The following is a 21,915-nucleotide window of genomic DNA, read 5'->3' as shown; positions in this document are numbered from 1 at the left end:
GACTATAATTAGCTGGTCTAATAAATTTTTTATAATCTGTTATACTTTTATCTCATTTATACTATTTCTTTTTCTATACTCCTTAGGAGCAATACCTGTATTTTGCTTAAAACAATTATAAAAATTAGAAAGGCTTTTAAACCCTACATCGTATGCAATCTCTAAAATAGTATCATTACTTTTACTTAGAAGCTGCATCGCTTTATTTATTCTTAATTGTGATACATATTCGTTAGGTGTTAGTCCTGTATATTCTTTAAACAATCTTGTTAAATGACTAATACTAATACCAAATTCCTTTGAAATCAACCTGAAATTAATTGGTTTATTATAATTCTGGTTTAACTTTTCCTTTATTTTTTCAATTAATTCTCTATTCGGTTCAAAATTATGTTCCTTTATATCAGGTCTGCATAATTTACATGGTCTGAAACCTTCTTTCATAGCATCATCTACACTATTAAAAAACAATATATTCTCTTTCAGTGGTGTCTTAGCTTTACATGATGGTCTGCAAAAAATACCTGTTGTTTTCACAGCATAGTAAAATAACCCATCAAAATACTTATTACAACTTATTACTGCATTCCATTTTTCATCTTCAGATACTACTATGTTTCCTTGCATAATTACCACCTCCTAAAAGCATTTACATAATTATTGTAGGATTCTAAGCTCATAACTAAACTTATTCTATATACATTCCTTACTTTCGTTATAACAATTAATAATGCCAATTTTACTCATAATTATAATTCCACTCTTCGTAAAAGTTTATTTTATATTTTGATTCTAGCATTACTAAAAGTACAAATCTTCCTGTATTTTGCTATCTAATTTTAAAAACTTATCTCAACTATCTCACATATTGAAATTTATTATAACTACTAAATATAAATGTAATGATTATACTTATTTCTTACATTTTATCAATAAAAACTTCATTGGAGGTCTTTTATATAATGCATAAATTTAATTTCCCATTCTGAATCTGAACTATATGCTTCATATTTATTATCTAAATAGTGTTTAATAATATAAATCTCTTCCTTTGAAAATGTTTTAAATAATTCTAAAGCTTCATCTTCCCAAAAACACAGGTTTAACACTTCAACTAAATCACTTAAGCTATTAACCTCTTCTTTTACCATTGCAATCTTATCTGAAATAAATCTACAATCATTTATTTCATTGATTAAATTGCGTAACCTTTCATTATCCATAGTATCATTATCAATAAACTCACTTTCTTTTAATTCCTCTTCATACTTAAAGGATAAAAATATATTATCAATATTTCCTATGGATAATCCTACTTCAATTCTAGGATAAATATTTACAGCTGTTTTTTGGATATATTCTATCTTTTCATTATCAACTATCCCTAAAATATCACAGACACTCTTTGCTGAGCTGTCTAATTTTACTAAAATTTCAGTTTTGGACAAGTTTCTAAAAATCCCTAATAATGTTTCTCTCTGCAATGCTGAAATCTCTAATGTTAATATATCTCTGCCTAAAATATCAAGCCCTATGGCATTTGTTAGTATAGGTTCAAAAATATTAATTAATAGCTCTTTATAATCAGAGCAATAGCTATTTAGAACATAAATAATATTATCCTTATCAAAACATATGCAAAACTCATTTTCAATAAGTAGTGCTTTTAAGTATTCATTTATATATTCAATTCCTTGCAGCTTTTCTGATATGGGATTAGAAAGTTGATAATCTATGCTACAGTCTATCTTATGAGCGAAAAATCTATAGTCATATTTATTGAAAAATTTATCTATTTCATTTAATGTATCCTTATATGATATGTTTTCTATATTAGGTGAACTTTTTCTAACTGATTCTAATAATTTCTTTCCTCTCTCCATCAAAGAAGCTATTTTACTCCAAGAAGCCTTTAACAAGTCACTTATATCTTCTTCCATCAATACTTCCTTTGCGTTCATTAACTCTCTTAATTCTAATCCTAATGAAAAACAAATTGAATTAAGTAACTCTTCCGCTATTTCTATTGGAACTGATGTGCTATCACCCATTGTATAGCGCTCAGTGTGCTTGCCAAGAAAATTCCATATTTTAAACTCAATAAGCATTTTATCTTCTTCACTTATATTTTTATCTATTTGAATATTATCTGAAAACGCCATTAAACTCTTGTTGCTTTCTTCCATAATACCTCCTAAAATTCATGTCCGTACATATCTGTATCATCCACTTCATATCCGTATCTTGTATTTCTACAAAGCTCTTCCAAAGTAGTTCCTCTTAAATATTCCAAAGAACCTTGACATTTTCCATCAAAATGTCTTTTCATAAACTCAATAAGTTCATCATCAGCTATCTGATCCATGGCTTCATTTTTAAAAAAGTAGAAAGACTCTTGAATCTCCATTAATGTCTCTTTATAATTCTGTTGCATTATATAAGGGGAATCACAAAAAACTTCCACTATCTTTTTTAAAATTCCTTCAGAAAACTCAATTCTTCCTGTATCTTTTAATGACTTAAAACGATTCTCCACCAGCTCATTAATTTCTACATCACATAAAGCTAACCCATATTTTATTGTTATTTCATTACACGCTTTTAACTCAATTGCAGCTTGTTTTTTCTGGAAATCTTGAAATGCTAAAGTCATATTTTTATCCACCATAATCACCTCTAGATACACAGTACTCCTAAGTCTGACCCAATACAAGACTTGAAATTTTAGTAATTTTGTGGTAATATAAACTTAGAAAATACTTCCCAGTTTGAAAATCAATCTGGGAAGTATTTCTTATATTATAATAGATTTTTCTTATATTACTGAGGTATATATTTCGGCTTCTCTTCAAATTGATCACAATAAAAATCAAAACTAATCAAAAAACTTTCCCTTATAAAAATTCTCATTGTCAAGTTTCTTTGCCGTTAGCCTGAACATGACACAGCCATCTGGGCATACAATATCTTTGCTATATTTGCTATTGCCACCAATGTTCTCTAAATCTCCACCACTTCTCACCGACTCCATGATTGGGAACATAATCATCATAACCTTGGAACAGATGCCTTGTCCATCCGAATTTATGGGACAGCCATAGGTGCAGGTATACTTATCACCCACTTCTTCGCCGTTTCTGCAGTACCGCTCTGTATGGTCACTGCGAAGAAACCCAGTTACCTCAATTTCAAATTCGTACTCCTCATCATACCATTTTTTCATAACTAACCTCCAAATTCTTATTTGTCTATATATAATTTTCCAATAACTTACTAACGTAATTATAACACAAGCCAATGACACTTTTAATATCATTGACTTAATTCACATAGTTGATTTTCCTTCTTTATAACTATCACTATTTCTTTATCAGTTTTAAATTACTCCCACCTAAAAAACTTAATAGATACCCAAATACATATCACAGAAAGTATACTTATAACTAAAATTGGTAGTATTGCATTATCTATGCTTAAGTTAAGTGATGCACTTTTTAAAAGCTTTATTCCCTGAGTTAATGGTAGGATATCTGCCACCTTTTGAAGGGATGTTGGCATAACCTCATAGGGTAATGTTGCTCCTGAAAATATAAGCATAGGAAAGTATAAAATACTTGCAATAACACTTGCCATTTTATTATTTTTCGCTATTCCCCCCACCATCAATCCAATGCTGAACATTGATGTCATTACTAATGCGTAAGCTCCTAAAAAGTTTATCCATGAGCCTCTAAATTGAAATTTGAAAAATATTTTTGCTGTTAAATAAATGAGTACTAATGAAACAATGGCATATAAAGTATAAATCATTCCTTGAACTACTAAAATCATAGCTGGGCTAACTGGTGTTACTCTAAATCTTTTTAATATCTTTCTATGACGATACTCAGATAATACTAATGGTAATCCCATGAACCCACCTGCACATATTGCAATGGTTGATACAGCTGCAAAGGATTGTTCCATGAATGTAAAATCTGCTTTTGGAAATACGGGTTTATTTCCATAAACAACACCTAAAATAACAGTTATCACCACTGGCATACAGATTGCAAAGATGAACATATCCATGCCTCTTAGTGATAATTTTAATTCAGTTTTTAACATTGCTTTAAATGCTCTCATCATCCAAATCCTCCTCATCTACAAACCATAAATAGGCATCCTCAAATTTTTCATATGGACTCAGTTCCACTGCTTCTTCAACTGTTCCATAAAAATCTATTGCTCCATTTTTCAAAATACATATTTTATCGCACAGAACCTCAACCTCATCCATGAAATGAGATGTTAAAAAAATTGTGAGTCCTTGGTTCTTTAATTTTAATAAGCACTTCCACACATCTCTTCTAGCTTTTACATCTAATCTTGTTGTAAGCTCGTCAAGGAATACTACCTCTGGGTTAGGAATTAAGGCTAGGATAATAAATAATCGTTGCCTTTCACCTCCTGATAATTCACTTACTAAATTTTTCCCCTTATCTTGAAGGTCAAATTCCTCTAATAATTTATTGCAATCTAATGGATTTTTATAAAGAACTTCAGTTATTTCACACAACTCTTTCACTGTTATTTTATCTTGATAATTAGACTCTTGAAACTGAACCCCAACCTTTTGAAATAGTTGTTTTCTTTCTTTTTGAGGATTCATACCTAGGATAGATACCTGACCATGATCAAAATTCTTTGTACCTAAAATACACTCTATGGTGGTACTTTTCCCAGCCCCATTGGCACCTAGCAATCCAAATACCTCCCCTTGCTTTACTGTTAAACTAACACTCTTAACCACTTGAACATCCCCATAGGATTTATAAAGATTATGAACTTTTATTACTTCCATGTGTTATTCCCTCCTTTTGATAAAAGAATAACACCAGCACAAAGTCTGGTGTTAAAATGTAGAGTTTGTATTAAAATTGTTTTTCATAAATTGTAATTGCCTTAATATAACATTTGCATTTTTTTCTGCATCACTTAAGGAAGTAAGAAGCTTATCACATGCTGTAACGATGTCCTCATCTTCTTTTGGTTTATCAATTACCTCTCTAATATCAATTTCTATACTTTCTGACATAGAATTAATCATTCTTAAAATTGCTGAAAGAGAATAATTAGCACAACGTAAAGTACGTATTATTTTAAGTCTATTAATATCACTTTGAGTATAAACTCGATATCCATTATGTCTTCTCTTAACAGTAAGTAAACCATTCATCTCCCAATTTCTTAATGTGTCCATTGTGACCTTAAGATAGTCTGATGTTTGCTTTCTCGTAAAAAATATATAATTATCTTGAGCATCCATATCTAATAAAAGCTTCTTTGAAAGTTCTATAGCTTCCTCTGCATTTTTTTGTTCTTGCTTTATTTGACTTATATAATTATTTGTACAGTTAATTGCTTCTTGAAACTCCCCCTTGGCAGATAGCTTAACAACATTGATTATCTTCTTTCTAAGCCCATTTTGTAAAACCTCTACTTTAAAGGCAGTTCTAGCAAGATTAAACTGCTCTATATGATAATCAGTAAACACTCTATAACCATTTGGTAATCTATTCACCTTTGGTATTAATTCAAGCTTTTCGTACAAACGTACAGTGTTGGAATGTACCCCAACTCTTTTAGCTACTTCTGCTGTTTTATATATATTATCCATACTATGTGCACCTCCATGTTATTATAATAGCACTTATGGAAAGTCTGGTGATATAGTGTAGAGTTCTATTTAATTCTTGTAAAGCATCTATTTCCTTTATTTAACCTATAGCTACAAAAAAACAGCAGAATGCTGAAATTCTACCGTTTCTATGCGTTCTTAATTAACTAGTTTTATACAAGATATGCCCTTAATTAAAAATTCTTCTTTAACTATAGTTTTAACATATTTCATTCAGTGTTCAACTCCACCATAACTTTTCGATATGTTAGTATTTAAATAGCTCCTTTTGAGGAAATATTCCAAAAGCCCCACCAGTATGGATAAATAAAATATTTTCATCGTTTTTAAAGTTTCCACTTTTTATTTCTTCACTTAATCCATACATGGCTTTACCTGTATAAACAGGATCTAAAATTATTCCTTCTAATTTTGCAAATTCCATAATGAAATTTATTTCTTCTTCTCTGCTTAAAGCATATCCTTTTCCTACATATCCATCTATAATTCTTATTTCATCTTTAGATAATCCCAAGTCTATATTAATATATTTCATGGTATCTTGTACTATTTCGTAGATACGATTTTTAAAATATTCACTATCATCACAAACATTAACACCTAAAATATCACACTTGTTTTCTAATATTTTATTTGCTAAAAAAGTTCCTGCATAAGTACCTCCAGATCCCACAGGGAGTATAACTTTGTCAAAATGAACACCTAATTCCTGTTCCTGCTCAATAATTTCTTTCATTGCATTATAATATCCAAATGTGCCTATTACATTTGAAGCACCTTCTGGAATAATATAGGATGTATAACCTTTTTTATCATATTCCTTCTTAATCTGTTCCATAATTTCTAATCTTGAATTTTTATATTCTTCTGCTGTAATAAAACGAATATCTGCCCCTAAAAGCTTATCTATAAATAAATTTCCATCAGATTCAATACTGCTGCTTCCTCTTAAAACAAGTACTGATTTTATCCCAAGCCTCGCTGCTACTGCTGCCGTTGCTCTACTATGGTTTGATTGGATTCCACCGCAAGTTATAAGTACATTAGCTCCTTTATTAATAGCATCTTTTGCTGTAAATTCTAATTTTCTAATTTTGTTTCCTGATACTTCAAGTCCAGTTTGATCATCTCTCTTTATATAAATATTAGGTCCACCTAACATTTTAGAAAACCTCTCAAGTTTTTCAATTTTAGTTGGCATATTTGCAAGTTTTATTCTTTCTGGAATTTGAATTTTGTTTAAAATATTATTCATATTTTGTTCATCTCCTTTAGTAATTATAAGATTGGAAAGTAATTATATATAAACCCAAGGTATAATATTTCATTCTATATATTTTTTCAGATATTTTCCTTTATAGGATTTATCACACATTATAATATCTTCAGGCCTTCCCTCTGCTACAATCTGACATCTACATTGATACTTTAAATTATATACTTTATTTCCAAACCTAACAACAATATTAAATGTTTTACATATTTATAATAATATCCTTAATAGATTCAATGATAACAGCATCAACACTTAAATTCAGCGCACCATTTACATAAACCTATGTCAATAAATTAGACATAAAAATCCATGAAAATTCCCTCAAACTTAGCCTGAGGGAACATAAAACACATATATTATTATATATTAAAAAAATTGAGAACTGTCCTATATCCCATGAGGTTCTGTACACGTTACAACTTGACATCTCTTATTTTCAATATCTCTAATCAATATTTTCATCTCTTCAATTTCCTGGCGTTGAGACTCTATAATCCTATTTGCAAGATCTTGAGTACGTGGGTCTTTTAAATTAGCACGCTCACTGGTAAGAATAGCAATTGAATGATGTGGTATCATTGATTTCATCCAAGAAACATCATCTATGAGCTCTTGGCTGCGTAAAAGCCAAAAAGCAAGTACAAATACAAGAGAACTAAACAAGAAAATCCTAGAATTAACTCTTCTGTTAGTATACATATTCTGCATGTTGGAAAGCATGATAATAGCCATGGCTGATCCCATTATAAGGGCCATATACACTCGGTTCTCACTAAAGTATACATGATCTTCCTTGTAAGTATTCAAATACATAAGCCCAAACATAATTATTGTTGACTTTACAATCATATCTGAAAATTTTCTATACTCTGTCATAATATCCCTCCTATCCATATTATTTGAATTGAATTTATTACAATAATCAAAATCTATGGATTTTCATCTTACTCTATAATATTAATAATCAATGTAATTTGACACACACTATACAAATGTCAATTTAACACTTCATAAAAATTACAAAGTTAACATACATAGATTCCAATTTATAATTACATAAAAAACAGTAGAATCCTGAAATTCTACTGTTTTTTATGTGTTCTTAATTAACTAATAAAAATTGTTATAAAAGCTTAATACTTGAGTTATTAAAATTTGCCCATGCTATATTATTGTCAATATTTCTAACCATTCTGTAAGCTATTGGCTTAAATCCAAACTTAGGCCAAAAATTTGAACCACCAAGGTTGGTTATTTTCCAATCTGTTATTATGCTATTATATCCCTTTTCCTTCATAATCCTATAGCCTTCATTCATTAACTTTTTACCAACACCTCTTCCCCTTTGTGAATGGTGAGTACCCGCAATATGTAGCTCTACCCCATTATCAGGTACCATCAAATCTGGAGTAATAGGCGCATATACTTGAAATCCTAATTCCTTCATATCCTTTTCTGCAATAAGAATCGTTAAATCATTATCCTCTACTAAACTTTTATATCCAGCATTTATATTCATTACAAGTTCAGGTTTCACAGGTAAAAAAGTAGGTGCCGAATTGAGACATGATAAGATTATACTGGACATATTACCCATTATTTCACTATCATTTTTATTAGCAAATCTAATCTCTGCATCAGATAAATTTTCAAAAGGCTTGTAATACTCCATATTCATTATTCCGTATACATGATCAATAAAAAAACTTAATCCTTGGAAGGCTTCATAGTACGCCTGATTTCCGAGCGGTACAAATGTATGGTGGCTAAAGTAGCCATGTTCAAGCCATATAACAGAGACCTTTGTATAGAGATCCCTTATAAGCTCAGAGGATTGATCAATTCTGATTGCTATTCCCTCATAAGGTACCCATACATGTCTGCCTCTATCGTCAATTTTCATCTCACCAAATAAATAACCTACTAGTTCATCATTAGCAAAGGCTCCTATTCCAATTGCTTTTTTATTAACAAACAAATTCTCAAGTAAACCCCTAATATATTTTGCATTAAGACAACTGTTCTTCAAGGACGGAAATGACTTACTCTCAAGGTTTTGCCTGCATATTAACAAATCAGACATTGCAGGTATATCATCAATAGTAATTTTTCTAAATTCACATTTCTTCATTTCTGTACCTCCTAGTATAATAATGATATAGCCACTAAAGGCTATTCTTTTCTTAATAAATTTATATTACATATTCTAACATAGTAAGTTATCATTAAATATGTAAAAAACAATTCTGTATTATTCATTACATAGATTCCCACTGTCTATTAATAAGCAAACTCTCCTAAAGCGTTTACTAATGTAACATATCTAGCAACTTAACCCTTTATTTCAGTAATAATCACTAACCTTTCATTATTCTCTTACTGATTATAATAGTCATTATTATAATCAATCATTATAATTCTTTCTTTTAAGTTTATAATTTAATCAATCCCATTGGCCTGGAAATCTTAATTTTTGTAGTTTGGGGAATTTTTTATTATATTCTTCAACTTCTTTCTTTAAAAGATTTTCAAAAACTTCCGATTCGTAGAATTTACCTTTTATATCTTTCATACTATCTTCTGCTAATTCAATTCCCATAAATGCATCAAAGTTTTTACCATCAGCAGTCGTAATATTAAAATTATCACAGGTTTTAAATCCTATTCGAGGATAATAATCTGGTTCTCCAAAAATTACAATACCTTTATACCCTTTATTTGTAGCTAGCTTCATTGTTTCCCTTAATAACAGCTCACCAACTCCACTTCCTTGCCATTTAGGCTCTACACAAAGAGGACCAAAGGTTATAATTTCATGGTTATCTACACCATCAACAATCTTTGCCTTTGAATACATTATACATCCTATTACTTTACCATCCTTTACTGCTATTCTGCTGAGCTCTGGAAGATAGTCTTTATGCTTACGTAATTTATGAACTAGGTAATGTTCGTCACAGCCAAGATGATGTTTGTTCCAAAAAGCATGCTGTGTCATCAGCTCCACATTGTACCAATCATCCTCTGTTTCCATTCTAATTTCTACCTCTTCACCATTTAACTTTTTCTTTTCTTCTGGAAACCATCCAAATTCTAATCTAACTTCTTTTCTTTGTAAATCATTATTCCTATAGCAGCAAGCATCCATACCAATCAAAGTAAATCCTTCATGCTGATAAAAATCCACTGCATTAACATTGCAAGACTGTGTTTCTATTATAATAGCTCTACGACGTTCTCTTCTTGCTTGTTCCTTTACAACCTGAATTAATGCATGACCTATTCCCTTCTTTTGATATTCTTCTGCTACCCAAAGTTCTGTAATTCTTAGGCGATTAGACCATAGTTCTTGATCTGTTTCAATTGCAGCAATTAATTTATCTTTAACTAACACTCCCCAAGCATAAGCATTCTCCCAGTGGTCTTCATATAACTTATCTGGAAAATTATACTCTTCTGGTGTATGGGTTACTGGCTCGCTAAAGTCTTTCTTTTCTATATCAATAGTAAAGCCTTTATCCGTTTTATTTACTACAACATCATAATATTTATCTGTAGTATAACCTATTGGGATTATAGTTTCCTTCCATTTATCCTTTGCTAAATGTATAATTTCATATTCCATAGTATTTACCCCCAACTTTTCATACTTTTAATTGTCTTTCCTCCATGAAAAAATCTATATCAACTCAATAAATATTTCTTCGAGTTAATGTATAATTACGTAAAAAAACGTAAAAATTCTGAAATTCTACTGTTTCTATATGTTCCTAATTATCTAGTTTTATTCACCTGAAATTAGGATTATCTACTAGTAATCTTGATGAATAAGGGACTTATTAACACAATTGATATACAGTATAATATAATTATATAGTAATCAAAGGTATTTATTAAGTAATTTATAGTTAAATCTACTTATTTTCTTGTTCATCTCTTAAATATTTGAATTTTTCAGGCTCCTTAAGTTCTAAGCTAGAATCTATTTGTAATTCACTACGTTTTAACTCTAACTCTTCTTTAGTCAAAGGACCATATAGTTCTTCTGTATCAACATCTATAATCCAATAATTAATTCTTGTTTTGTCTAACTCCATAGTTTTCTCTATTAAAGAAATTTGTTCTGCCAAGATAAAGTTATCATCCCAAGCAACTTTGGTAACTTTTGCATGAATTACAGTTTTTATCCCTATGTTATCATCATTTTTAAATATTACAATATCATTAGAGCTGCTATGACTAAGTTGATAATCTTTAACCAGTGTATAGGTATAATCATTCATTCCTGGACCAAAGCATCCACTTAAAATAAATGTTAAAAGCAATAAGGTGCAAATAATATAAAATCTTTTTTTCACAATACATTTCTCCTCTTGTGGAATTTTACACAACTATATACATTAATTATAATATTATTCATAATCAACATAAAATATATCAATGCTATTAAGCTAACTATACTTAATATATAAAATAAAATTCTCAATTTCATATATTCTTTTTTGGTTAGAGTATTTAGTAAAATATTGATAAACCTTGATGTTTCCACATAAGGATTATTTTTTTCTTTATAGTTTACCTGTAACAATAAATCCATTAACCCTACCCCTTATAATGTATTATATGCAAACTATATACACATACAATTGTGTTGTCAAGAAAATTTTCAAGGTAGCAAAACATATTGTGTTCCTAATTACCTAGTTTTATAGTACTTTCAGTACGCTTCTCTCTAACAGTTATAACGCATACTATTTAAAATATAATACCTATGCACTCTATGCATAGGTATTAAAGTTATTTATTTAGATATAAATTATTTCTACTCCTGAAAAATTAATATCCCCAACTAATGTTAAAGTATTTGTTATTATTTCATTGTTTCTATTCTTTTCATCAATAGAAGCTAAAAATGCATTAGTTTTATTCTCAACCTTCCAATTTTTAGGTATATATAGTTCTACTCCTGAAAAAGAAGCATTAATTCTAATTATAGCATTATTATTACTCATGGTTGCATTATCAAAATACACCTTCAGAGCTCCAAAAGAACACTTAAAATCTGCTTGTTCAAAATTATCTGTATTTATATATTTTATACTACCACTAAATGAATTTTTAAATCTAACATGACTTTCATCTTCCACATCAATTTTTTCAAATTTGTAATCTTCATAATCACATTCCATATTGACCCATTTAGTAGGTTTATGAAAAATCATAGAAAGACCAATACTTCCAAGTAGTGCTACAATCAATACAGTCCAAGGCGTAATATTTGTAATTCCTAATTGCTTATCATATATTATACAAATAAATGCAATAGGGAACAAAACACCTGCAAAATTAAGACGTAGTAAACTTTTCACAATAACTACTACTAAAAAAGCTGTTAACAGCAAACTAAATACATTCACATTAGGAAAGTATCCAAGCTTACTTATAATCAAGAAAATACCCATTAGTATAAATAAAATTCCCCAAAAAATTCTTTCTTTTTTCATCTCATTTCCTCTTTTCTAATAATTTAATTTTTAGTGGTTTATAATAATATCTTGAAACATATACCTGTTTGTGAGTATTTTGAAATTCAACCTTACTTGATGATGATAGACTATGTGTTATGGAGTAAATATGATTTGTATTTAGAATTGTTGATTTTGAAACTCGCATAAAATATCCTGGCAAAAACTCTTCAAGTTCATAAAGCTTATATTTTACGTTATATATATTGTCAATGGTATGTGCACAAATCCTATTTTCTTCAGTTTCAAAAAACAATATTTCTTCCAAAGAAAGATAATATTCGGTATCATCTCTATAAAAAGTTATACATTTCTTGTATGATAGCATATCGTGAAACATAGTTTGAATATTTTTAATGTCTTCATTAAGTTCACTACATCTAATAATAACTTCATTTTCGCTTATTTTATTATCTACCTCAATNNCCTCAATTCTTATTTTCATATTTTCACTCCCCATATTTTTATTATATTAACTATTTTTTCCTTTGTAAATATAACAATAGTAAGTGGTTAGTTATTCTTTATAAGTGGTATATTTTTATACAGATGTTACATTAAAATATATAGAATAAGAAGTTTATCTGTATTGATATAGAAGTTACCCTCTTGCTAAAATACTTGTTCCAGGTAAATAGAAAACATTTTAAATTTAAAAAAGCAGCCTTTTTCAGACTGCTTTTTTGAATTCTAAACAACCAATTTATATTTTTCTATGAAATAATTCTCTTTAAGCTTTGAAGTGGATCATTATTGTTTTTTAGCTCCCCAAAAGTACATTTCTCCATTCTTGTTTTTATAAAAGGTATAACTCTCATCAATCCAAGTATGATGAAATTCAGTTTCTGATATTGGATACATGGGTATAATATATTCATCATCTAGAACAAAAAACATTTTTTCTTTGTCCCTTCCCACAGTGAGTTTCTCACCGTCCCCATATACCCCCATATATTCTTCATATATTTTGTAATCTAAATCATATTCGAGTGGTCTACTTGGAAATTTATATTCCTCTTGAAACATTATAGCAGCAAGAATATCTGTAATACGCCAAACTGCTGTAAATCCATAATTACTTAATACAATAATACTTACTTGTTCATTGATGTATCTGTCAAATCCAGTTGTGAACCCCAATCCACCACCGTCGTGACTTATCCTCTTGCGTCCGTACATTTCATCTATAAACCATCCATATCCATAATCATTATCCTCAGTTCCTCTTTCTCCGGACTTTGCATATGGCGAAAATATAGTATTCAGTGTTTTCTCTGAAACAAGACCTCCATTATATAAAGCTTGATCCCATATTAGCATATCTTCAACTGTAGAATAGATTTCCCCTGATCCAAGTGTTACATCCATGTTTACATAATCAGTATGGATTAAATCATTATCATTTAGATAATACCCATTAGCTAGCCCTGGTACAATTGCTTTATTTTTTTCAATACCAGTATTCTTCATATTTAAAGGCTGAAAAATATGAACTGGCACTATATACCATGACAACTCCCACTGTAACTAACATAATAATTACAGCAAAAAGTAGAAAGTCCACATCTCCCAATTTCATTTTGGGTTTTTTCATATTAAATTCCTCCTACGCCATTTTAATAAGTTAGTGCAAGGAATCCTATTAAACATAGTATAACTGTTATTATGGAAAATACTGCTACTATCTTACTTTCATGCCATCCCTTTAATTCAAAGTGATGATGTAGAGGTGCCATCTTAAATACTCTCTTCCCAGTAAGTTTAAAGGAAGCAACTTGAATAATTACTGAAAGAGTTTCTAATAAATAAACTCCACCTACAATTATTACTATAAGCTCTAGCTTTAATATCATAGCAATAGCTGCAACAGCTCCTCCAAGAGCTAATGAACCACCATCTCCCATGAAAATTTGTGCTGGATAAGAGTTGTACTTTAAGAATCCAAGAATAGCTCCAGCTAGAATTCCACAGAAAATTGCTAAAGTATAATATGCCATGCCAAAACTTACAAGAGCAAAGAAAGTCATAATTAAAAGGGTAATAGAACTACAAAGCCCATCTAATCCATCTGTAAGATTAACCGCATTAGTTACTGCTGCAAAGTATACTACTATAAAAGGTATAAATAGCACTTTTAAATCCCAAGTTACTGTGCCTAGGAAAGGTATCATAATATCCGTTCCTATTTTATCCTTAGCATAATATCCAAAGACTATAGATACTATTACTAAAAGCAACATTTTTTGATAGCTTTTTAAGCCTTCATTCTTCTTCTTGATTATCTTTAGACCATCATCTAAAAATCCAATAGCTCCAAAGGCAATAAGGGCATAAAGAGCAAGCATTGCCTCATCATGAGGATTTCTAACCATTAATATCATAGTAATACAAGTAGAAATAATAAATATTATTCCTCCCATGGTTGGAGTTCCCTGCTTTTTCAAATGACTTTGTGGTCCATCTTCTCTAATGTTCTGACCAAATTTCAACTTGTGTAATCCTGGTATTATAAATGGTGCTATTGCAAAAGATATTATAAATGCCACTAAAATAGAATATATTAATTTATTCATATTCCATCCCTCCCTATATATTTTTCTTTTGTAATTCTTTAATTATATTTTCAAATTTCATAGATCTAGATGCCTTTATTAATAAAATATCATCACTTTTAATAGTTTTCTTTAATTCTGCTATTAGCTCCTCCATGGAATTAAAAGCCATAAAATTTTCACTGCCATAGCCCTTTTTAAAGTTCTCATTAAACTCCCCTAAGGTAAATAATAAATCTATGCCACTTGCCTTTGCATAAGCTCCCACGTGCTCATGAGCTCTAGCAGAATCCTCACCTAGTTCCTTCATAGTTCCAAGGACAGCAATTTTCCTTCCATTATATTGTTTTAAAACCTCTAGAGCAGCTTCCATAGAATCTGGACTTGCATTATAGGCATCATTTATTATAGTGCAGTTATTTAAATTTACAACATCCAATCTCATAGATGTAGCCTCTAAATTTTCTATTCCTCCTTGGATTTCTTCATAGGTAACCTCTAATTCTCTAGCTACAGCTATTGCCAATAATGAATTAAGCACATTATGTTTTCCTGGTACTGGTACTTTTATAGTAGCATTTACATCCTCACCATTTTCCTTAACACCAAACTCTATACTGTCCTTATTTATAATTATTCTACAACCTTTAAAATTATAATCACTATCTATACCAATTTTTACAATTTTGTATTTATTTGTGTAATAATTGTGAAGCATATCATTATCTCCATTTATAATTAATACATTTTCTTCTGTAAAATTATTTGCTATTTCTAGTTTAGCTTTTAAAATATTTTCTCTAGTCTTTAAGTTTTCTAGGTGAGATGTACCTATGTTAGTTATGACTCCTATAGATGGTTTTGCTACTTTTGCCAAGGTATCAATTTCTCCCAAATCGCTCATACCCATTTCTAAAATTGCAACCTGGTAAGTTTTATCTAATTTAAATATCATCAAAGGAAGTCCAATATCATTATTAAAATTCCCTTGGGTTTTAAACACTTTATATTTTTTACTAAGAGCTGCTGCCATTAAATCCTTTGTGGATGTCTTACCTGTAGAACCAGTAATTCCTACCACCTTTATATCTAAAGTACTAATATAGTAGGATGCTAAATCAAGGAGCGCCCTCTTAGTATCCTTAACTAAAATTATAGATATATCTTTTTCATGTAAATTCTCATATTGTTCTTTTTCATGTACTATGCAAAGTTTTGCTCCACTATCTATAGCTCCCTTTACAAATTTATGACCATCAAAGTTTTCTCCCTTGATTGCTATAAAAACATCTCCCGTAGAGACATTTCTACTATCTATGGTTACATTCGAAAATTCCTCTATAGTTCCACTAATTAATATTTCTCCTGATATAGCCTCAGCTATTTCCTTTAACCCTATAGTTTCCATCTAAAGCTCCAACTCCTCTATCAATTCTAATACAACTTCCTTTTCATCAAAATGAATAGTTTCATTTTTAAGGATTTGGTAAGTTTCATGTCCTTTTCCTGCAATTATTATAATATCATCTTTTTCCCCGAGGAGTAAGGCTGTTTTTATGGCTTCTCTTCTATTTTCAATAAGTTTATAGTTAGATTTCTTAACCCCAGCCTTAATATCTTCTAATATCATATAAGGATCTTCACTTCTTGGATTATCAGAGGTTATTATGGCTATATCACTGAGTTCTGTTCCTATTTCTCCCATGATAGGCCTTTTGGTTCTATCTCTATCACCACCACATCCAAATATACAAATCAACTTGCCTTTAGTAAGTTCTCTAAGATTTTCTAAGATATTTTTTAAGCTATCTGGAGTATGAGAATAATCTCTAATTACTTGAAAACCCAAGTTCATCCCTAAAGTTAAGTTCTCACATCTTCCAGGCACAGTAACCTTAGAAAGTCCTTCAATAATAGTATCCATGTCTATACCTTCATCTAAGGTAGCTCCAATACAACCTAGTGCATTATAAACGTTATATCTACCAGGTATAGGCAACTGAACTTTATATATTTTTTCATTTTCTTTTAAACTAAATATAATTCCTGTAGATTCTAAATTAATGTCTATTCCCTTTAAATCACTTTCTTTTTCAATAGAATAAGTAGTTACCCTTGAATTTATTTTTTCAAGAAGCTTAATTCCATAACTATCATCTATATTTACCACAGAATGTTTACAGATTTTAAACAATTTGCTTTTTGCACTAAAGTAGTTTTCAAAGGTTTTATGGAAATCTAAATGGTCTTGAGTTAGATTTGTAAATATCCCTTGCGAAAATTCAATTCCATAAACTCTATCTAAGTCTAAAGAGTGAGATGAAACTTCCATAACACAATAATCCATATCACTGTCCACCATATCCTTAAAAAGCTGTTGCAATTCCAAAGATTCTGGAGTAGTTTTTTCTGTATTAATCTCCTTATTCCCTATATAGTTAGCTATGGTACCTATTAGTCCAACTTTATACCCCTTTGCCTCTAATATTCCCTTTAACATAAAGGCAGAAGTAGTCTTGCCATTGGTACCAGTTATACCTATTATTTTCATCTTTTTGCTTGGATTGTTATAAAAGTTTGAAGCTGCTGTAGCTAATGCCCTTCTACCATTTTCAACTTTTATAAATGTTATTCCTTCAACAAGAGTCACATCTTTTTCAACCACTACAGCTTTAGCACCATTTTCTATAGCCTTTGATATAAAATTGTGTCCATCTACATTAAATCCCCCTATGGCAAAAAATATATCTCCACATTTTATTTTTCTACTATCATATTGAGGATTATTAATTTCTATACTCTCATCTCCACTTAAGACTGTATAGGTTGCTCCCTTTAATATCTCTTCTATTTTCATCTTACTCACATCCTTAAAATACTTTTCTTTCTAATTAAAACATTGTCCAAAATTTGATTTTTATACCTTATAGCATATAAAATCCGGTAGCACAAGTCAACCTGTAACTACCGGATAATCTAATCTACTAAGGTGCCAAGATGGAAGGTTACCGTGGTTCCTTTTTTAATTTCTTGGTTTCCTGCAACACTTTGTTCTACCACTAGACCTTCACCTATAAATTCACTCTTTAATCCTAAATCATCGAAAAGCTTTATGATACTTTCCTTTGTAAATCCCTTTAAATCAGGAATTATAACTGTATCTACGCTTCCATTACTGCCTCCTGCATATAGGATTATTTCTTTACCTTCCTTAATAGTAAACCCTGGTTTTGGATTTATATCTGTTATAGTGCCTCCACTACCTTCTACTCTAATAGTTAACCCTGCATCAGTTATTACTTTTTTAGCATCTGCAACTGATAGTCCTCTAACCTCAGGAACAATTACATCTGCTTTTAAACTTTCATCAACCTCCATATAGCTTCCATTAGGCTTCATTTCTGTATAATTAAACAAATCATTAAATAACTTTTGTCCAACTGGGGCAGCAATTTGTCCCGCATAGTACCAAGATGGATTTGGTTCATCAATAGATACAAATACTGTATACTTTGGATTATCAGCAGGGGCCATCCCTGCAAAGGATGATAGATACTTACCATTTGCATATCCACCATTAACAGTGTCTACCTTTTGTGCTGTACCTGTTTTACCAGCGATTCTATATCCATCAATTTTAGCCTTTGATCCTCCGCCTGCGCCAACTACTTGTTCTAAATGAGACCTCATTTCAGTCATAGCCTCTGGAGTAAACTGTTGTTGTTTTTCTATCTTATAGGTTTCATCAACTACTAGCTCTTCTTTATCATCGTAATGATTTATTTCCTTCATTAAATGAGGTGTTATCAAATATCCACCATTGGCAATTGCATTGAAAGCTCTCATAAATTGAACCCCTGTAGTTGTATTGCTTTGTCCAAAGGATATAGTAGCTAAGTCTGTTACAGATATATCTTTTGTTGCTTTAACTATACCTGCTGATTCACCTGGTAAATCAATTCCTGTTTTATGTCCTAGCCCAAATTTTTCAATATATTCGTTAAGGTTTGCAGCACCTAATCTCTCTCCTAAAATCATAAATCCAACGTTACAAGAATTTTTTAATATTTCTTCAAAGGTTTGAGGACCATGACCCGAAGTCTTCCAACAGTGAATATTTCTTCCTCCAATGGTAAGGGAGCCTCCACAATTAAAAGCTTCTCCCTCTGTAAGAATCCCTTTTTCTATAGCTGCCGTAGCTGTAACTACCTTAAAAATAGAACCTGGTTCATAGGCATCACTAACTAATCTATTTCTCCACATCTGCTGAATTTCATCATCTGATGTTCCTCCAACCCATGGATTATTAGGATCATAATCAGGCTTATTTGCTAAAGCCAATATTTCTCCTGTATTAGGGTCCATAACCATAATTGATACTGCTTTAGCCTCATTATCTGCCAAGGCCTCTTCAGCTAGTTTTTCTGCAAAATTTTGTATATTCTCATCAATGGTAGTAATTACGTTTCTTCCATCGATAGGTTCTGTAAATTCTGAGATTGTATATGGTAATCCCTCACTCTTTTGGTCAATTTCAGCAACTTTAATTCCTGGAACTCCAGATAGATACTTATTATAATANNTGAATTAGTATGACCTAATATATGAGCAGCAAAATTACCATTTGGATAATACCTTTTAGTATCAGGTGATATTACTATACCATTTATGTTATTATTTTTACAAAACTCTCTTATGGCATCTGTTGCATCCTTTTCTATTCTTCTCTTTAATATTGCAGAGCCTCTAGGTTTTCCATTGGGAAGAGGATTGGTTAATATGTGTAATACATCAGCCTGTTCTTCTCCAATTATTCCACTTAAAGTTGTTGCAACTTGTTCCATGGTCATTCCATTATTTTCTATATCTTTTCTTAAAGTGTTCAAATCTAAATCCGCTCTATAAACATTAGCACTTATTGCTAGCTCATTACCATTTCTATCTAATATCTTACCTCTTTTAGCATTTATTCTAACATCACTGGTCCATTGCTGTTTCGCTAAAGACTTATAGGTTGATTCTTCAACAAACATAACATAACCTAATCTTATACTTAATCCTAGAAAAACTAAGAATGCTAATAGCATAGCTAACATCATTCTCTTTTTCATTAACACTTTATCAACAAAATATTTCTTTGCCACCTACAATTACCTCACTAACTAATTAAATAATAAGTTTTTAATTTTACTTAATAAACTAACCCCTTTTTCTTCATCAGTGCTACTTGTAGCTATCTCTTTAATTGCATTAATATCACAATAGATCGCATTAGTACTCTTTGGTTCAATCATTTTTAATTCTTTAGTGGCAACTTCTTCTATGTAGGAAAAATTGTTAAACTTAAGTAGTTTTATTCTCAAATCTTCACTCTCTTCTGTTAGCGTTTGTATTTGCTCTTGAAGAACTATTATTTCCTTTTGATTATTATATATAGCACTGTATCTAGATACAATAATAGCCCCTACTAATCCTGCTGCTACTATACTTCCATTAAGCTTTAAAAATTTTGCTATCTTTTGCTTCCTAATTTTTCTTAATTCTTCTTTACTTGGGCCTTGTTTAGTAGGAGTTTTTACCCTTTCTCTAGGTAACGGATTTACCTGAGAAGCTAAGGCTGTATTCCCACTTACCCCATTTTTTCTATTTTCTACTACCATTTTACTACCCCCATCTAGTTTTTAGAACTAAATCTTTTTACATACCCTTAACTTGGCACTTTTACTTCTTGAATTATTATCAAGTTCTTCCTTAGTAGCTTCTATAGGCTTTTTGTTAATTAATTTAATTATTGGCTTTTTCCCACAAACACACATAGGAAGATCCTTAGGACACTTACATGGATCCACTAAATCTCTAAACTTATTTTTTACAATTCTATCTTCTAAAGAATGGAATGTAATTATTCCCATAACTCCATCCTTATTTAAAGCTTCTATGCCATCGCCTATGGCTCTATCTAAAATACTCAATTCACTGTTTACTTCTATTCTAATACCTTGAAATGTTCTTTTAGCAGGGTGTCCTCCCTCCCTTTTAAACTTGGCAGGTATGCACTCATCTATAATTTTTACAAGTTCAAGGGTAGTTTCAACAGGTTTCACTTTTCTTTTTTCTACTATCCTGTTAGCAATTCTTCTTGAAAACTTCTCCTCACCAAAATCTCTAAGAATTCTAAAGAGTTCATCCTCACTATACTCATTCACTACATTATAGGCTGAAAAAGCTTCTTCCCTATTCATTCTCATATCTAAGTCTGCTTCCTTCATATAGCTAAAGCCTCTTTCACCTTGATCCAACTGATAAGATGAAACTCCTAAATCCATGAGTATACCATCAACTTTTTCTACTCCTAAAGAATCCAATATGTCCTTAATATTATAAAAATTATTGTGTACATAGGTAACGTTATTAAAATCCTTTAGCTTTTCCTTTGCAGCCTTAAGTGCATCTAAATCTTGGTCTATTCCTATTAATCTTCCTTTTGGTGAAAGTTTCTTTAAAATTTCCTTTGAATGACCTGCTCCACCTAAAGTACAATCAACATATATACCATCTTCTTTAATATCTAACATTTCTATGCATTCTTCTAACATTACTGAAAAGTGTTTAAATTCCATTATATATTCTCCTTTGTTATGTCTATGGTTTATAAAATATAAACTACAGAATCCATTTATACACTTATCATTGTACCATAAATAATTCTATAAGTTTACATAAATTCCTTTTAAATATTCCCTAAATGAAAAACTTTTTTAAACAAATTTATAAATATATATAAAGAATCTCCAATTAATTTCCAATATATTTAAATTTTATAATATAATTCCTTATTTTTCTACGAGCTTTTCCTAATTACTCTATATAACTTGTAGAATT

20 protein-coding genes and 2 pseudogenes are annotated in these 21,915 nt (G+C 30.4%); all 22 read right to left on the bottom strand.

Annotated elements, in window-relative coordinates:
* Positions 1-39 precede the first annotated feature (39 nt).
* The 22 genes and pseudogenes from B2671_RS08170 to rsmH all read right to left on the bottom strand — a co-directional run bounded on the left by B2671_RS08170 (position 40) and on the right by rsmH (position 21,653).
* Positions 40-627, bottom strand: a complete 588-nt coding sequence (locus B2671_RS08170; RefSeq protein WP_346869962.1) for a bifunctional transcriptional activator/DNA repair enzyme AdaA — start codon at positions 625-627, stop codon at positions 40-42.
* Positions 628-941: 314 nt separating this feature from the next.
* The gene (locus B2671_RS08165) at positions 942-2,186 is read right to left on the bottom strand and encodes a DUF6179 domain-containing protein (protein ID WP_346869961.1); all 1,245 of its coding nucleotides are present in this window, start codon (positions 2,184-2,186) and stop codon (positions 942-944) included.
* An 8-nt stretch (positions 2,187-2,194) separates the two neighbouring features.
* The gene (locus tag B2671_RS08160; protein WP_414632625.1) at positions 2,195-2,668 is read right to left on the bottom strand and encodes a DUF6323 family protein; all 474 of its coding nucleotides are present in this window, start codon (positions 2,666-2,668) and stop codon (positions 2,195-2,197) included.
* A 207-nt stretch (positions 2,669-2,875) separates the two neighbouring features.
* Positions 2,876-3,223, bottom strand: coding sequence for a TIGR04076 family protein (locus tag B2671_RS08155; protein ID WP_346869967.1), 348 nt, complete (start codon positions 3,221-3,223; stop codon positions 2,876-2,878).
* Between the two features lie 158 nt (positions 3,224-3,381).
* Positions 3,382-4,125, bottom strand: coding sequence for an ABC transporter permease (locus B2671_RS08150; RefSeq protein WP_346869966.1), 744 nt, complete (start codon positions 4,123-4,125; stop codon positions 3,382-3,384).
* On the bottom strand, positions 4,112-4,843 hold the full coding sequence (locus B2671_RS08145; protein ID WP_346869960.1) for an ABC transporter ATP-binding protein: 732 nt from the start codon (positions 4,841-4,843) through the stop codon (positions 4,112-4,114). The genes B2671_RS08150 and B2671_RS08145 overlap by 14 nt, the downstream gene beginning before the upstream one ends.
* 51 nt (positions 4,844-4,894) lie before the next feature.
* The gene (locus tag B2671_RS08140) at positions 4,895-5,659 is read right to left on the bottom strand and encodes a MerR family transcriptional regulator (protein WP_346869959.1); all 765 of its coding nucleotides are present in this window, start codon (positions 5,657-5,659) and stop codon (positions 4,895-4,897) included.
* Between the two features lie 268 nt (positions 5,660-5,927).
* Entirely contained in the window at positions 5,928-6,935 is a 1,008-nt protein-coding gene (locus B2671_RS08135; RefSeq protein ID WP_346869958.1) for a D-cysteine desulfhydrase family protein, read from the bottom strand.
* Positions 6,936-7,343: 408 nt separating this feature from the next.
* Positions 7,344-7,832, bottom strand: coding sequence for a DUF305 domain-containing protein (locus B2671_RS08130; RefSeq protein WP_346869957.1), 489 nt, complete (start codon positions 7,830-7,832; stop codon positions 7,344-7,346).
* 247 nt (positions 7,833-8,079) lie between these two features.
* The gene (locus B2671_RS08125; protein WP_346869956.1) at positions 8,080-9,087 is read right to left on the bottom strand and encodes a GNAT family N-acetyltransferase; all 1,008 of its coding nucleotides are present in this window, start codon (positions 9,085-9,087) and stop codon (positions 8,080-8,082) included.
* Between the two features lie 312 nt (positions 9,088-9,399).
* Entirely contained in the window at positions 9,400-10,581 is a 1,182-nt protein-coding gene (locus B2671_RS08120) for a GNAT family N-acetyltransferase (protein ID WP_346869955.1), read from the bottom strand.
* 289 nt (positions 10,582-10,870) lie between these two features.
* Positions 10,871-11,314 (bottom strand): DUF3997 domain-containing protein, encoded by a 444-nt coding sequence (locus tag B2671_RS08115; protein ID WP_346869954.1) that lies wholly within the window; start codon positions 11,312-11,314, stop codon positions 10,871-10,873.
* 447 nt (positions 11,315-11,761) lie between these two features.
* A complete protein-coding gene (locus tag B2671_RS08110) occupies positions 11,762-12,460 on the bottom strand; it encodes a LiaF transmembrane domain-containing protein (RefSeq protein WP_346869953.1) in 699 nt (232 codons plus the stop codon).
* Position 12,461: 1 nt separating this feature from the next.
* The gene (locus B2671_RS08105) at positions 12,462-12,926 is read right to left on the bottom strand and encodes a LytTR family DNA-binding domain-containing protein (RefSeq protein WP_346869952.1); all 465 of its coding nucleotides are present in this window, start codon (positions 12,924-12,926) and stop codon (positions 12,462-12,464) included.
* Between the two features lie 305 nt (positions 12,927-13,231).
* Positions 13,232-13,951, bottom strand: coding sequence for a serine hydrolase domain-containing protein (locus tag B2671_RS08100; protein ID WP_346869951.1), 720 nt, complete (start codon positions 13,949-13,951; stop codon positions 13,232-13,234).
* Positions 13,952-13,955: 4 nt separating this feature from the next.
* Positions 13,956-14,075, bottom strand: a pseudogene (locus B2671_RS08095) (stage V sporulation protein E); the annotation flags it as partial.
* A gap of 22 nt (positions 14,076-14,097) precedes the next feature.
* The gene (gene mraY, locus B2671_RS08090) at positions 14,098-15,054 is read right to left on the bottom strand and encodes a phospho-N-acetylmuramoyl-pentapeptide-transferase (protein ID WP_035129292.1); all 957 of its coding nucleotides are present in this window, start codon (positions 15,052-15,054) and stop codon (positions 14,098-14,100) included.
* A gap of 13 nt (positions 15,055-15,067) precedes the next feature.
* On the bottom strand, positions 15,068-16,441 hold the full coding sequence (locus B2671_RS08085) for a UDP-N-acetylmuramoyl-tripeptide--D-alanyl-D-alanine ligase (protein ID WP_346869950.1): 1,374 nt from the start codon (positions 16,439-16,441) through the stop codon (positions 15,068-15,070).
* On the bottom strand, positions 16,442-17,890 hold the full coding sequence (locus B2671_RS08080) for a UDP-N-acetylmuramoyl-L-alanyl-D-glutamate--2,6-diaminopimelate ligase (protein ID WP_346869949.1): 1,449 nt from the start codon (positions 17,888-17,890) through the stop codon (positions 16,442-16,444).
* Positions 17,891-18,009: 119 nt separating this feature from the next.
* Positions 18,010-20,144 (bottom strand): annotated as a pseudogene (locus tag B2671_RS08075) (stage V sporulation protein D).
* 51 nt (positions 20,145-20,195) lie between these two features.
* Complete coding sequence (locus B2671_RS08070) at positions 20,196-20,693, bottom strand: septum formation initiator family protein (RefSeq protein ID WP_346869948.1); 498 nt, start codon at positions 20,691-20,693, stop codon at positions 20,196-20,198.
* 27 nt (positions 20,694-20,720) lie between these two features.
* A complete protein-coding gene (rsmH, locus tag B2671_RS08065) occupies positions 20,721-21,653 on the bottom strand; it encodes a 16S rRNA (cytosine(1402)-N(4))-methyltransferase RsmH (RefSeq protein WP_346869947.1) in 933 nt (310 codons plus the stop codon).
* Positions 21,654-21,915 lie beyond the last annotated feature (262 nt).

The sequence above is a fragment of the Clostridium sp. UBA5119 genome (genome assembly GCF_002414285.1).
Lineage (GTDB): Bacteria > Bacillota > Clostridia > Clostridiales > Clostridiaceae > Clostridium_J > Clostridium_J sulfidigenes.
This window is presented reverse-complemented; position numbering and strand designations above follow the sequence as displayed.

Coding starts and splice junctions, on each gene's coding strand:
- B2671_RS08130 (WP_346869957.1), bottom strand. CDS start 7,832: ATGACAGAGTATAGAAAATTTTCAGATATGATTGTAAAGTCAACAATA.
- B2671_RS08070 (WP_346869948.1), bottom strand. CDS start 20,693: ATGGTAGTAGAAAATAGAAAAAATGGGGTAAGTGGGAATACAGCCTTA.
- rsmH (WP_346869947.1), bottom strand. CDS start 21,653: ATGGAATTTAAACACTTTTCAGTAATGTTAGAAGAATGCATAGAAATG.
- B2671_RS08140 (WP_346869959.1), bottom strand. CDS start 5,659: ATGGATAATATATATAAAACAGCAGAAGTAGCTAAAAGAGTTGGGGTA.
- B2671_RS08150 (WP_346869966.1), bottom strand. CDS start 4,125: ATGAGAGCATTTAAAGCAATGTTAAAAACTGAATTAAAATTATCACTA.
- B2671_RS08085 (WP_346869950.1), bottom strand. CDS start 16,441: ATGGAAACTATAGGGTTAAAGGAAATAGCTGAGGCTATATCAGGAGAA.
- B2671_RS08110 (WP_346869953.1), bottom strand. CDS start 12,460: ATGAAAAAAGAAAGAATTTTTTGGGGAATTTTATTTATACTAATGGGT.
- B2671_RS08160 (WP_414632625.1), bottom strand. CDS start 2,668: ATGGTGGATAAAAATATGACTTTAGCATTTCAAGATTTCCAGAAAAAA.
- B2671_RS08145 (WP_346869960.1), bottom strand. CDS start 4,843: ATGGAAGTAATAAAAGTTCATAATCTTTATAAATCCTATGGGGATGTT.
- B2671_RS08135 (WP_346869958.1), bottom strand. CDS start 6,935: ATGAATAATATTTTAAACAAAATTCAAATTCCAGAAAGAATAAAACTT.
- B2671_RS08125 (WP_346869956.1), bottom strand. CDS start 9,087: ATGAAGAAATGTGAATTTAGAAAAATTACTATTGATGATATACCTGCA.
- B2671_RS08080 (WP_346869949.1), bottom strand. CDS start 17,890: ATGAAAATAGAAGAGATATTAAAGGGAGCAACCTATACAGTCTTAAGT.
- mraY (WP_035129292.1), bottom strand. CDS start 15,054: ATGAATAAATTAATATATTCTATTTTAGTGGCATTTATAATATCTTTT.
- B2671_RS08100 (WP_346869951.1), bottom strand. CDS start 13,951: ATGAAGAATACTGGTATTGAAAAAAATAAAGCAATTGTACCAGGGCTA.
- B2671_RS08120 (WP_346869955.1), bottom strand. CDS start 10,581: ATGGAATATGAAATTATACATTTAGCAAAGGATAAATGGAAGGAAACT.
- B2671_RS08165 (WP_346869961.1), bottom strand. CDS start 2,186: ATGGAAGAAAGCAACAAGAGTTTAATGGCGTTTTCAGATAATATTCAA.
- B2671_RS08170 (WP_346869962.1), bottom strand. CDS start 627: ATGCAAGGAAACATAGTAGTATCTGAAGATGAAAAATGGAATGCAGTA.
- B2671_RS08155 (WP_346869967.1), bottom strand. CDS start 3,223: ATGAAAAAATGGTATGATGAGGAGTACGAATTTGAAATTGAGGTAACT.